This window comes from Burkholderia sp. NLJ2, from assembly GCF_049487195.1.
GTDB lineage: Bacteria > Pseudomonadota > Gammaproteobacteria > Burkholderiales > Burkholderiaceae > Burkholderia > Burkholderia pyrrocinia.
Genome location: NZ_CP137808.1, coordinates 682,886 through 695,789 on the forward strand (window position 1 = coordinate 682,886; position 12,904 = coordinate 695,789).

Genomic DNA, 12,904 nt, shown 5'->3' on the forward strand with positions numbered 1-12,904 from the left:
ATGGCAATGCTCTGGGTCAAGACGTTCCATATCGTTCTGATCGCCGCGTGGTTCGCCGGGCTGTTCTACCTGCCGCGCATCTACGTGAACCTGGCCATGGAAACCGATCCGGCCGCCGTGCGACGCCTGCTGCTGATGGCGCGCAAGCTGTTCCGCTTCATGACGATGATCGCGGTGCCGGCGCTGGCCTGCGGGCTGTGGCTCTGGCTCGTGATCGGCATCGGGCAGGGGCAGGGCTGGATCCATGCGAAGGTGACGGTCGTGCTGCTGCTCGTCATCTACCACGCATACTGCGGGCACCTGCTGCGGGTCTTCGAGCGCGGCGAGAACCGCCGCACCGACAAGTGGTATCGCGTGTTCAACGAGCTGCCGGTGCTCGGCATGCTCGCGGCGGTCGCGCTGGTCGTGATCAAGCCATTTTGAGCGGTGCGGCCGGCTAGGTGCGGCCGGCGAGCACGTCGCCGCTGATTCATGCGCAACGGCGCCCTGCGGGGCGCCGTTTGTCGTTTACGCGCGGTTCTGCGCGGCGCTTTTCAATCCTTCGAGCCGTCGTCGATCCGCCGGCGCGTGATCGCTTCCTTCGCGCGGCCGACCCGTTCCATCAGCGCGGGGCCGCGCGACAGCGCGACGCCGACCGCGAGGATGTCGCCGATCGCGAGATGCGACATCCGCGACGTCATCGGCGAGAACACGTCCGTTTCCTCGGCGACGTTCGATGCGAGGCTGACCGTCGCGAGCTTCGCGAGCGGCGAATGGCTCTGCGTGATCGCGACGACCTTCGCGCCGCACGCGAGCGCGGAGCGCGCGGCGTCGACGATGTCGCGCGTGCGGCCGGTGTTCGAGATCGCGACGACGACGTCGTGCGGCCCGAGCAGCGCCGACGACATCGAGAACGTGTGCGGATCCGAATACGCAACGCTCGGCACGCCGAGCCGGAAGAACTTGTGCTGGATGTCCTGCGCGGCGATACCCGAGCCGCCGGCGCCGTAGAACTCGATCCGCGACGCGTTCGACAGCAGCGCGATCGCATCGGCGACGCTGCCCGCGGACAGGCTGTTGCGCACCTCGATCAGCGCGCCGATCGTGCGGTCGAACACCTTGCCGATGATGCCGGGCGCCGGTTCGTCGGGCTCGACGTCGCGATACACCGACGACACGCCCGGCGCGACGCTCTGCGCGAGCCGGATCTTGAATTCGCGAAAGCCGCTGCAGCCGAGCGCCTGGCAGAAGCGCGCGATCGTCGGCTGGCTGACGCCCGCGCGCGTCGACAGCTCGGTCATTGCGAGGTCGAGCACCTCGCGCGGCGCGGCGAGGATGTAGTCGGCGAGCTTGCGCTCGGACGGGCGCAACTCGGCGCGGATCGCTTCAATGCGAGGCAGCATGGGACGGCAGATGGAAATCGGGTTCGGATGAGCGAGTGTATCGCAATCGAATTGTAGAAAATCTACAAGAAATTACTAGCGCTATCGTGATGCTTTCGGCGTAGCGAGGGGGGTGGTGGTTAGGGTTTTCACTAGGTAAAGCCATGCTGGTGGCGGGAATAAGGGTTTCGCGTGAATCGATCCGCATTGCATGCTTGTAGTTTTTCTACTAGACTGGCTTCGTTCAGTCGATGCATTCGACCGTCCCCACGATTCCAACCGCCGGTGTCGGCCGGCATACAGGAGCGCCCAGCATGACGTCGCTGCACCCCACTCTGGCGAAGGTCACCGAACGCGTGATCGCCCGCAGCCAATCGACCCGTTCCGCCTATCTGCAGCGCATCGACGGCGCGCAGGGCAAGTTCCCGGCGCGCGGCGCGCTGTCCTGCGCGAACCTCGCGCACGGCTTCGCGGGCCTCGAGGGCAGCGACAAGTTCGCGATCAAGACGATCCGCGAGCCGAACATCGGCATCGTGTCCTCGTACAACGAGATGCTGTCCGCGCATGCGCCGTACAAGGATTTCCCCGACATCATCAAGGTCGCCGCGCGCGAGAACGGCGGTGTCGCGCAGTTCGCGGGCGGCGTGCCGGCGATGTGCGACGGCGTCACGCAGGGCAACCCGGGGATGGAGCTGTCGCTGTTCTCGCGCGAGGCGATCGCGATGGGCACGGCGATCGCGCTCACGCACAACATGTTCGACGCGGCGCTCTGCCTCGGCATCTGCGACAAGATCGTGCCGGGCCTCCTGATCGGCGCGCTGCAGTTCGGCCACCTGCCGACGATCTTCGTGCCGGCCGGCCCGATGACGAGCGGCCTGTCGAACGACGACAAGGCGAAGATCCGCCAGCAGTTCGCGACCGGCCAGGTCGGCCGCGACGCGCTGCTCGAAGCCGAATCGGCCGCGTATCACGGCCACGGCACCTGCACGTTCTACGGCACCGCGAACAGCAACCAGATGCTGATGGAACTGATGGGCCTGCACCTGCCGGGTTCGGCGTTCGTCCATCCGCACACGCCGCTGCGCGCCGCGCTGACGGCCGAGGCCGCGCGCCGCGTGCTCGACCTGACCGTCGAGCGCGGCCACTACACGCCGATCGGCCATGTGATCGACGAGAAGGCGATCGTCAACGGGATCGTCGCGCTGCTCGCGACGGGCGGCTCGACCAACCATACGCTGCACCTCGTCGCGATCGCGCGCGCGGCCGGCATCCTGATCGACTGGGACGATTTCGACGAGCTGTCGGCCGCCGTGCCGCTGCTCGCGAAGATCTACCCGAACGGCAAGGCCGACGTGAACCACTTCCACGCGGCGGGCGGCGTCGCGTTCCTGGTGCGCAACCTGCTCGAAGGCGGGCTGCTGCACGAGGACGTGACGACCGTCGCCGGCAAGGGGCTGTCGCACTACACGAGGGAGCCGAAGCTGATCGACGGCAAGCTGACGTGGGTCGACGGCGCGGCCGAGAGCCACGATACGAAGGTGCTGCGCGGCATCGGTGATCCGTTCCAGCCGGACGGCGGCCTGCGCCTGATGCAGGGCCGGCTTGGCCGCGGCGTGATCAAGATTTCGGCGGTCGCGCCCGAGCACCGCAAGGTGACGGCGCCCGCGATCGTGTTCGATTCGCAGGAAGCCGTGCAGGAAGCGTTCGATCGCGGCGAGCTGAAGCGCGATTTCGTCGCGGTTGTGCGCTTCCAGGGCGCGCGCGCGAACGGGATGCCCGAACTGCACCGTTTGACGCCGCTGCTCGGCGTGCTGCAGGATCAGGGCTTCCACGTCGCGCTGGTGACCGACGGTCGCATGTCGGGCGCATCGGGCAAGGTGCCGGCCGTGATCCACGTGTCGCCGGAAGCGCTGCTGGCCGGCCCGCTCGGCAAGGTGAAGACGGGCGACACGCTCGTGATCGACGCGGAAGCCGGCGTGCTCGACATCGAGGTCGACGACGCCGAGTGGCAGGCGCGCCCGGTCGCGCAGCCGCTGCACCAGGCCGAGAACGAGGTCGGTTTCGGGCGCGAACTGTTCGGCGTGTTCCGCGCGGCCGCGGCGCCGGCCGAGCAGGGCGCATCGGTTTTCGGGGCGCTGGTCGGCGAAACGGCCGTCCGCGTCGACGCATGAATTTCAAGGAGCGAATTTGATGAAGACGATTGCTGAAATCGTGAAGCTGGGCCCGGTCATTCCGGTGCTCGCATTCGACTCGGTCGAGCAGGGCGAACACGTGTCGCGTGCGTTGCACGCGGGCGGCGTGAAGGTCCTCGAGATCACGCTGCGTACGCCGGCCGGCCTGGAGGCGATCCAGCGCGCGAGCCAGCTCGCGGACGACATCGTCGTCGGTGTCGGCACGATCACGAAGCCCGAGCATTGCGCGCAGGCGAAGAAGGCCGGCGCGAAGTTCGGCGTGTCGCCGGGCCTGACGAAGGATCTGCACCTCGCGTCGCTCGACGCGGGCCTGCCGCTGCTGCCGGGCGTGATGACGCCGAGCGACATCATCCAGGCACTCGAATTCGGCTACGAGATCGTGAAGTTCTTCCCCGCGCAGCAGGCCGGCGGCGTGCCGATGCTGCAGGCGTTCCACGGCCCGTTCCCGGCGCTGAAGTTCTGCCCGACGGGCGGCATCACGGTCGACACCGCGCCGAATTTCCTGAAGCTGCCGAACGTCGTGTGCGTCGGCGGCTCGTGGCTCACGCCGAAGGCGGCGCTCGCCGCGCAGGACTGGGTCGAAGTCACGCGCCTCGCGCAAGCCGCGAGCCAGCTCCCCCGTTAAGACTTGTACTAAATGGTAGTCCGACCCTCGGGAAACAAGCGCTTAATGCTTGTTTTACTGAGGGTTTTTGCTGATGGAACCGGTTCTATCCGCGGACCGTAAAGATAAGTAAAATTCAGCGTCCTGACGGTGGGGGTCTCCCCGCTGTTTCGGAGACCTGCATAGCCGGGCATACTCGCAACGATCCGCCCGGTTCGAATAATCCCAAGGAGGAGTCCACATGGGGGCTGTCCAAGGCAGCATGCTGCTCATCTATACCGTGATCGCGATCGTGGCGTTGATCGTGATGATCGCGCGGTTCAAGATCTATCCGTTCCTGGTGCTCATCATCGTGTCGCTCGGCCTCGGCCTGGTGGTCGGGATGCCGATGGACAAGATCGTCAAGTCGTTCGAGACGGGCAATGGCAATACGCTCGGCCACATCGCGATCGTCGTCGGCCTCGGCACGATGCTCGGCAAGATGATGGCCGAATCGGGCGGCGCCGAACGGATCGCGACCACGCTGATCGACTGGTTCGGTGAAAAGAACATCCACTGGGCGATGATGTTCGTCGCGATCATCGTCGGCCTGCCGGTGTTCTTCGAAGTCGGCTTCGTGCTGCTGATCCCGATCGCGTTCAACGTCGCGAAGCGCACCGGCAAGTCGCTGCTCGTCGTCGGCCTGCCGATGGTGGCCGGCCTGTCGGTCGTGCACGGGCTGATCCCGCCGCACCCGGCCGCGCTGCTCGCGGTCCAGCAGTACGGCGCCGATATCGGCAAGACGATCGCATTCGGCCTGATCGTCGGCGTGCCGACCGCGATCGTCGCGGGCCCGCTGTTCGCGCTGACGATCTCGAAGTTCGTGAAGCTGCCGGAGAACAATCCGCTCGCCGCGCAATTCGTCGACACGCACACCGAAGGCAAGAAGCGCGAGCTGCCGGGCTTCGGTATCACGCTGTTCACGATCCTGCTGCCGGTGATCCTGATGCTGGTCGGCAGCTGGGCCGACCTGCTGTTCGCGCCGAAGACGCTGCCGAACAATCTGCTGCGTTTTGCCGGCAACTCGGACGTCGCGCTGCTGATCGCCGTGCTCGTGAGCTTCTTCACGTTCGGCAAGCTGCAGGGCTTCAACCGCGACCAGATCCAGAAGTTCTGCGGCGAGTGCCTGGCACCGATCGCCGGGATCACGCTGATCGTCGGCGCGGGCGGCGGCTTTGGCGGTATCCTGCGTGATAGCGGGATCTCGCAGCAGATCGTCGCAACCGCCACGCAGGCGCACCTGTCGCCGCTGCTGCTCGGCTGGTTCGTCGCCGCGCTGATTCGTCTGGCCACGGGCTCGGCAACGGTCGCGATGACGACGGCCTGCGGCATCGTCGCACCGATCGCGGCGGCATCGGGCGCGGCGGTCCGTCCGGAACTGCTGGTGCTCGCGACGGGCTCGGGCTCGCTGATCTTCTCGCACGTGAACGACGGCGGCTTCTGGCTGATCAAGGAATATTTCGGGATGACGGTCGGCCAGACGTTCAAGACGTGGACGCTGCTCGAAACGATCATCTCGGTGCTCGGCCTGAGCTTCACGCTGCTGCTGAGCATGGTTTTGTAACAAGGGGTAGTCAATGATTCTGATCGCAATGGGCGTGTCAGGCGCGGGCAAGTCGCGAATCGGCGAAATGCTGGCGGAACGCCTGTCGTGCAGCTATACCGACGGCGACGCGTTTCACAGCGCGGCGAACAAGGAAAAGATGCACAACGGCATTCCGCTGACCGACGACGACCGTTGGCCGTGGCTGCGCTCGATCCGCGAGGCCATCGAGGAAAAGCAGCGCGCGGGCGAGACGGCCGTGTTCACGTGCTCGTCGCTGAAGCGTTCGTACCGCGACGTGCTGCGCGGCACCGACACCGACGTGCGGTTCGTATATCTGAAGGGTTCGTTCGAGGTGTTGCACGAGCGCCTGAAGACCCGCACCGGCCATTTCTTCGATCCGTCGCTGCTGAAGAGCCAGCTCGACACGCTCGAGGAGCCGGGCCCGGACGAAGCGATCGTGGTCAGCATCGAGCTGACGCCCGAACAGATCGTCGATCAGGTGATGCTGAAGATCGACATCGCGCATCAGCACTGAGCGCAGTTCGCGGCAATCGTCATGACAAAGGCGCCCTTCGGGGCGCCTTTTTCGTTGGCGGCGCGCCAGCCGGTCAGGCCGCGTGCGCGCGCTTCGCGATGCCGTCGAGCAGCACGTCGAGCATCGTGTCGTGCACGATCTCCGGATCGAGCTGCGCATAGAGCGGGGCGGCCGACCGGACGAGCGGATGCTCGGTGTCCGACAGTGCGTTCATTTCCGCCAGCTCCACGTCGTTCGCGGGCCGCGTGAGACCGCCAGCCTCAGCGGCGGCGAGCCCGATCACGCTCGCATACCAGCCGACGCACACCGACGGCAGTGCCGCGCGCGGGATGCCGGCGTCGGCCAGTGCGCGATGCACGGCCTCGATGTGCGCGAGATCGGCCGGCCCCGTGCTCATGTGGCGCTGCAGGAGTGCGAACGCGGCCGGGTGGCGCAGCGCGAGCGCGCGGTACTGGCGCGCGAGGTCGCGCAGCCGCTCGCGCCACGGCAGCGCATCGTCGACCGGCACGAGCGAGCGCGACAGCGCGTTTGCGATCGCGCGGCTCAGGCCGTCCTTCGACTTGAAGTGATACAGCACGCTCATCGGGTCGCAGCCGACCGACTGCGCGAGCTTGCGCACGCTGAACGCGGCTTCGCCGACGTCTTCGAGCAGCGCGAGCGCGGCCGCGACGATCGCGTCCTTGTCGAGGCCGCGCGGGCCCTGGGCGGGTTTGTCTTTCATCGATGCGGGCTGGCATGCCGGAGCGGGTCCGGCCGTAAACTTGACCAAAGCATATTCTACACTGTAGAATTATTTCTGCGATGTAGAAATTGGGTGTCCCGGCACCTTTCAATACGTGCTTTCGCACAGTCCGGGATCCAGGCGGCACGAGCGTGTCCGCCGTCAACACGGGCCACCGCGCCTCTTTTCTCGTTGACACCCATGTGGAACCGGCTGCCCCACACGCAAAGCCAGAAGGCTCTTCGACAGGCGGCCCAAGACCATGCAAGTGCAATCATGATCTCCAGCAATCAACCCCTGATCCAGGGCGAATCGCGTTTCGAGCAAACGCAACTGAACATCGAAAAAGACAACTGGAACTGGTGCGACCCGGCCCGCTACGACGGCGAGCGCCCGGCCAACTGGTACGAGGCGTCGCTGTCGCCCCACGCGAACACCGCGCCGCTCGCGCACGACGCCGTATGCGACGTGCTCGTGATCGGCGCAGGCCTGCTCGGCGCGTCGGCCGCGCTGCATCTCGCGGAAGCGGGCGTCGACACGATCCTCGTCGACAAGCATCACGTCGGCTCGGCCGCATCGGGCCGCAATGGCGGCCAGTTGACGCCCGGCCTCGCGCGCTGGGAAGCGGCCGACATGATCGACCACCTGTCGCATGCCGATGCGAAACGGCTGTGGCGCTTCGCGTCGACCGAATCGATGAACCTGATCGATGCGATCGGCGCGCGTTACGCACTCGATCTCGACCGCAAGCGCGGCCACATCACGGCAGCCGTCCACCCCGGCCACATGAGCGCGCTGCTCGACGGCGCGGATGCACGCCGTCATCTCGGCGATGCAGGCGTGACGCTCGTCGGCCGCCACCAACTGCACGACGAATACGTGCGCTCGGGGCTGTACCACGGTGCGGCGATCGACGCGCTCGGCGGCCAGATCCATCCGCTCGCGCTCGTGCGCGGCCTCGTGCACGGCTTCCGGCTGAACGGCGGCGCGCTGTTCGAGGGCACCGAGGTGCTCGAGCTCGACGAGACGCCGGCGGGCGTCGTCGCGACGACGCCGGGCGGCACGATCACCGCGCGCAAGGGCGTCGTGCTCGCGCTGCACAACACGACGTTCCGGCTGCTCGACGACGGCGCCGCGACGACCGTGCCGTTCTTCACGTACGTGAGCGTGACGGCGCCGCTCGACATCGATGTCGCGACGCTGATGCCGGCCGGCATGCCCGTGTACGACACGCAGTTCCAGATCGACTACTACCGGCCGGTGCGCGGCAACCGGCTGCTGTTCGGCGGGCAGGGCACCGGCACCTGCTGGGCGCAGCCCGACGTCAACGCGTATCTGCTGACGCGGCTGAACACGGTGTTTCCGCAGGCGGACGGCAGCTTCGCGCTCGACTACTGCTGGAGCGGCGTCAGCGACTTCACGCTGAACGGCGCCACCGACAGCCGCAAGACCGACGGCCGCGTGCCGATGTACATGGTGCAGGGCTGGAGCGGCCACGGCGTCGCGCAGACGGTGCGGATCGGCAAGGCGATCTGCGACGATTTCGTCGGCCACAACGACGATTTCTCGATGCTGACCGGCATCGACCATCGCGAGATTCCGCTCGGCCGGCAGTTGTCGCCGATCGCGATTCCCGCAGCGAAAGCCGCGATGAGCGTGATGAGTGCGCTCAACCCGGGCCGGATGATTTCGTTCTGAGCGTCCAAAAGGAAAAAGCCCGATGCGATTGCTCGCATCGGGCTTTGGTTCGTCCGGCGACGGCGGCGCTTACGCGATCCGCTTCGCGAGTTCGACGGCCTTGCCGATGTACGACGCGGGCGTCATCGCGAGCAGGCGGTCCTTCGCGTCCTGCGGGATCGCGAGCGTGCCGACGAACTGCTGCAGTGCTTCGCGCGTGATGCCCTTGCCGCGCGTCAGTTCCTTCAGCTGCTCGTACGGGTTCTCGATGCCGTAGCGGCGCATCACCGTCTGCACCGGCTCGGCGAGCACTTCCCAGCAGTTGTCGAGATCGTCGTTCAGGCGCTGCGGATTCACTTCGAGCTTGTCGAGGCCGCGGATCAGCGAGTCGTACGCGAGCAGCGAGTAGCCGAGCGCGACGCCCATGTTGCGCAGCACCGTCGAGTCGGTGAGGTCGCGCTGCCAGCGCGACACCGGCAGCTTGTCGGCGAGGTGGCGCAGCGTCGCGTTCGCGAGGCCGAGGTTGCCTTCCGAGTTCTCGAAGTCGATCGGGTTGACCTTGTGCGGCATCGTCGACGAGCCGATTTCGCCGGCCTTCGTCTTCTGCTTGAAGTAACCGACCGAGATGTAGCCCCACACGTCGCGGTCGAGGTCGAGCAGGATCGTGTTCGCGCGTGCGACCGCGTCGAACAGCTCGGCCATGTAGTCGTGCGGCTCGATCTGGATCGTGTACGGGTTGAACGTGAGCTTCAGGCGGTTTTCGATCACGTCGCGCGAGAACGCTTCCCAGTCGAATTCCGGATACGCGGAAAGATGCGCGTTGAAGTTGCCGACCGCGCCGTTCATCTTGCCGAGGATCTCGACCTTCTCGATGCGTGCGATCGCACGCGCGAGACGCGCGGCGACGTTCGCGAGTTCCTTGCCGAGCGTCGTCGGGCTGGCCGGCTGGCCGTGCGTGCGCGACAGCATCGGCTGTTCGGCGTGCGCGTGCGCGAGCGCGACGAGGCGCTGGTAGACCGTGCGCAGCGCCGGCACGATCACGTGTTCGCGCGCGCCGGCGAGCATCATCCCGTGCGACGTGTTGTTGATGTCCTCGGACGTGCACGCGAAGTGGATGAACTCGCTTGCCTTCTCGAGTTCGGCCTGGCCCTTCACCGATTCCTTCAGCCAGTATTCGACGGCCTTCACGTCGTGGTTCGTCACGCGCTCGATTTCCTTGATGCGTGCGGCGTCGTGCGCGGTGAAGCGCTCGGCGAGCTGCAGCAGGAACTGCTCGGATGCATCGGAGAAGCGCGGGACTTCCGCGAAGCCGGCGCGCGACAGCGCGATCAGCCAGTGCACCTCGACGGTGACGCGGTGGCGCATGAAGGCGGCTTCGGAGAGCCAGTCGCGCAGCGCTTCGGTCTTGCTGGCGTAGCGGCCGTCGATGGGCGAGAGCGCGGTGAGGGCGAAAAGCGTATCGGGACGAGTGTCGGACATGATCGGGCGGGCCTTGGGGCCGGGTCGAGCGAGGGGAGGGAGAATCCGGCATTTTACCATTGGCGCGCGACGATCCCGGCCGCGCGCGGCCGGCGGGCGCCGCCGCGTGCCGACGCCGCCCCGGCACGGGTGCGCAGCGGGCCGCCGGGCCGCGCGCGTCGCCGCCGGCCGGGCCCGCCCGCCGGTAGAATGCAGGCTTCTTCCCGACCGCCGCCCGCCGCGCCCGCCTGCATGGAACTGAAATGGCTCGAAGACTTCGTTTCGCTCGCGGAAACGCGCAGCTTTAGCCGGTCCGCCGAACTGCGGCACGTGTCGCAGCCCGCGTTTTCGCGGCGCATCCAGGCGCTCGAAGCGTGGCTCGCGACCGAACTGATCGATCGTTCGGTCTATCCGACGCGGCTCACGCAGGCCGGGCAGATCTTCTACGAGCAGGCGCTGACGATGCTGTCGCAGGCGCACGAGGCACGCACGCTGCTGCGCGGCCACGTCGGCGCGCCGGTGCCGACGATCGAGTTCGCGGTGCCGCACACGCTGTCGCTCACGTATTTCCCGCGCTGGCTGCAACGGATCGAGGCGAAGATGGGCCAGGTCCACACGCGGCTGCGCGCGCTGAACGTGCACGACGCCGTGCTGTCGCTCGTCGAGGGCGGCTGCGATCTCGTGATGGGCTACCACCACCCGAGCCATCCGGTCGCGCTCGATCCGGCGCGCTACGACATGCTGATCCTCGGCAGCGAGCCGATCAGCCCGTTCTCGGCGCCCGGCCGCGCGGGCCGGCCTCGCTATACGCTGCCCGGCACGGCCGACGCGCGCGTGCCGTACCTGTCGTATACGCCGAACGCGTATCTCGGCCGGATGACGGAAGTCATCGTCGCGAACGCGCCGACGCGACTGTTCCTCGATCGCGTCTACGAAACCGACATGGCCGAAGGGCTGAAGGCGATGGCGCTCGCGGGGCACGGCGTCGCGTTCCTGCCGCACAGCGCGGTCGAGGACGCGGTCGCGGCCGGCCGGCTGATCCGGCTCGACCGTTCGGTGCGCGGCGGCGCGCATCCGTTCACGCTGACGATGGAGATCCGGCTGTACTGCGACAAGCTCGCGCTGCAGGGCGACGATCCGCGGCAGAAGCTCGTGCGCGCGCTGTGGGAGGTCGTGCGCGACGAACTGCGCGATACCGACGGTTAGACTGCGCGCGATCGACTGCGACCGGCTGACGGCGAGCTTGCCGCACCTGTCGGACGGCTGTCCGGCGGCCGGTCCGCGCACGCTCAACACGATTTTTCGCGGACGCGATGCACGACCGATCGCGTGCGTTCTTGCGCAAATCGACCGCAGATTTGCGAAAAATCGCGATCATGCAAGAAACGCATAATCGAATAAGCAAACGGCATTGGATAAAAAAAACGGGTTTTTCGACAATGTGCGCACCTGTTGACCGTTGGAGCATCCATGTCTTCGCAATTGCAGTCCATCCCGTCCTACCTGCACGCTGACGATCTCGGCCCGTGGGGCAACTATCTTCAGCAAGTCGATCGCGTCGCGCCGTACCTCGGTTCGCTGTCGCGCTGGCTCGAAACGCTGAAGCGTCCGAAGCGCATCCTGATCGTCGACTGCCCCATCGAGCTCGACAACGGCACCGTCGCGCACTTCGAAGGCTATCGCGTGCAGCACAACGTGTCGCGCGGCCCGGGCAAGGGCGGCGTGCGCTACCACCAGGACGTGACGCTGTCGGAAGTGATGGCACTGTCCGCATGGATGTCCGTGAAGAACGCAGCAGTGAACGTGCCGTACGGCGGTGCGAAGGGCGGTATCCGCGTCGACCCGCGCAAGCTGTCGCGTGGTGAGCTCGAGCGCGTGACGCGCCGCTACACCAGCGAAATCGGCATCATCATCGGGCCGAACACCGACATTCCGGCGCCGGACGTCAACACCAACGAACAGGTGATGGCGTGGATGATGGACACGTACTCGATGAACCAGGGCCAGACGTCGACCGGCGTTGTGACCGGCAAGCCGATCGCGCTCGGCGGTTCGCTCGGCCGCAAGGAAGCCACGGGCCGCGGCGTGTTCGTCGTCGGCTGCGAAGCGGCGAAGAAGAAGGGCCTCGAGATCGAAGGCGCACGTATCGCGGTGCAGGGCTTCGGCAACGTCGGCGGCATCGCGGCGAAGCTGTTCCAGGAAGCGGGCGCGAAGGTGATCGCGGTTCAGGATCACACGGGCACGATCTACCAGCCGGCCGGCCTCGATTCGAACAAGCTGCTCGACCACGTCGCACGCACGGGCGGCGTCGCGGGCTTCGAAGGCGCGGAGCCGATGCCGAACGACGAGTTCTGGACGGTCGAGACCGACATCCTGATCCCGGCGGCACTGGAAAACCAGATCACCGAGAAGAACGCAGCGAAGATCCGCACGAAGATCATCGTCGAAGGCGCGAACGGCCCGACGACGACGGCGGCGGACGACATCCTGAGCGCGAACGGCGTGCTCGTGATCCCCGACGTGATCGCGAACGCGGGCGGCGTGACCGTGTCGTACTTCGAATGGGTGCAGGATTTCTCGAGCTTCTTCTGGACGGAAGACGAGATCAACCACCGTCTCGAGCGCGTGATGCGCGAAGCGTTCGCCGGCGTGTGGGCGGTCTCGGAAGAGCACAAGGTGACGGTGCGTACGGCGGCGTTCATCGTCGCATGCAAGCGCATCCTGATGGCGCGCGAAATGCGCGGCCTGTATCCCTGATCGTCGACTATGAT

Annotated in this window: 11 protein-coding genes; 8 read left to right on the plus strand and 3 right to left on the minus strand. The window is 66.6% G+C overall.

Translation table 11 applies throughout. The features are described from left to right. On the plus strand, positions 1–423 hold the full coding sequence (locus tag R9B84_RS03150) for a CopD family protein (RefSeq protein ID WP_006760213.1): 423 nt from the start codon (positions 1–3) through the stop codon (positions 421–423). Positions 424–533: 110 nt separating this feature from the next. Here the strand turns inward: R9B84_RS03150 and R9B84_RS03155 are convergent, their stop codons facing one another. Beyond that, positions 534–1,382, minus strand: coding sequence for a MurR/RpiR family transcriptional regulator (locus R9B84_RS03155; protein ID WP_423759167.1), 849 nt, complete (start codon positions 1,380–1,382; stop codon positions 534–536). Positions 1,383–1,675: 293 nt separating this feature from the next. Between R9B84_RS03155 and edd the strand changes: the two genes are divergently transcribed. The 4 genes from edd (at position 1,676) to R9B84_RS03175 (ending at position 6,277) form a co-directional block, all read left to right on the plus strand. Further along, positions 1,676–3,532 (plus strand): phosphogluconate dehydratase, encoded by a 1,857-nt coding sequence (gene edd / locus R9B84_RS03160; protein ID WP_423759168.1) that lies wholly within the window; start codon positions 1,676–1,678, stop codon positions 3,530–3,532. A gap of 19 nt (positions 3,533–3,551) precedes the next feature. Next, complete coding sequence (gene eda, locus R9B84_RS03165; protein WP_423759169.1) at positions 3,552–4,178, plus strand: bifunctional 4-hydroxy-2-oxoglutarate aldolase/2-dehydro-3-deoxy-phosphogluconate aldolase; 627 nt, start codon at positions 3,552–3,554, stop codon at positions 4,176–4,178. 220 nt (positions 4,179–4,398) lie between these two features. Continuing rightward, positions 4,399–5,760, plus strand: a complete 1,362-nt coding sequence (locus tag R9B84_RS03170) for a GntP family permease (RefSeq protein ID WP_059687156.1) — start codon at positions 4,399–4,401, stop codon at positions 5,758–5,760. Between the two features lie 13 nt (positions 5,761–5,773). Continuing rightward, positions 5,774–6,277: a gluconokinase gene (locus R9B84_RS03175; protein WP_065500789.1), complete on the plus strand. Its 504-nt coding sequence runs from the start codon at positions 5,774–5,776 to the stop codon at positions 6,275–6,277. Between the two features lie 73 nt (positions 6,278–6,350). Here the strand turns inward: R9B84_RS03175 and R9B84_RS03180 are convergent, their stop codons facing one another. After that, positions 6,351–6,998, minus strand: coding sequence for a TetR/AcrR family transcriptional regulator (locus R9B84_RS03180; protein WP_423759170.1), 648 nt, complete (start codon positions 6,996–6,998; stop codon positions 6,351–6,353). 276 nt (positions 6,999–7,274) lie between these two features. On the opposite strand from R9B84_RS03180, the gene R9B84_RS03185 reads away from it, so the two are divergent. Further along, positions 7,275–8,696 (plus strand): NAD(P)/FAD-dependent oxidoreductase, encoded by a 1,422-nt coding sequence (locus R9B84_RS03185; protein WP_423759171.1) that lies wholly within the window; start codon positions 7,275–7,277, stop codon positions 8,694–8,696. Positions 8,697–8,765: 69 nt separating this feature from the next. On the opposite strand, the gene purB is transcribed toward R9B84_RS03185, so the two are convergent. Then, positions 8,766–10,154 (minus strand): adenylosuccinate lyase, encoded by a 1,389-nt coding sequence (gene purB / locus R9B84_RS03190; RefSeq protein ID WP_423759172.1) that lies wholly within the window; start codon positions 10,152–10,154, stop codon positions 8,766–8,768. Positions 10,155–10,385: 231 nt separating this feature from the next. Between purB and R9B84_RS03195 the strand changes: the two genes are divergently transcribed. Further along, positions 10,386–11,339 carry a LysR substrate-binding domain-containing protein gene (locus tag R9B84_RS03195; RefSeq protein ID WP_423759173.1) on the plus strand — a complete coding sequence of 318 codons (954 nt, stop codon included), beginning with the start codon at positions 10,386–10,388 and terminating at the stop codon, positions 11,337–11,339. 264 nt (positions 11,340–11,603) lie between these two features. Further along, the gene (locus R9B84_RS03200; RefSeq protein ID WP_423759174.1) at positions 11,604–12,890 is read left to right on the plus strand and encodes a Glu/Leu/Phe/Val family dehydrogenase; all 1,287 of its coding nucleotides are present in this window, start codon (positions 11,604–11,606) and stop codon (positions 12,888–12,890) included. The last annotated feature ends 14 nt before the right edge of the window (positions 12,891–12,904 follow it).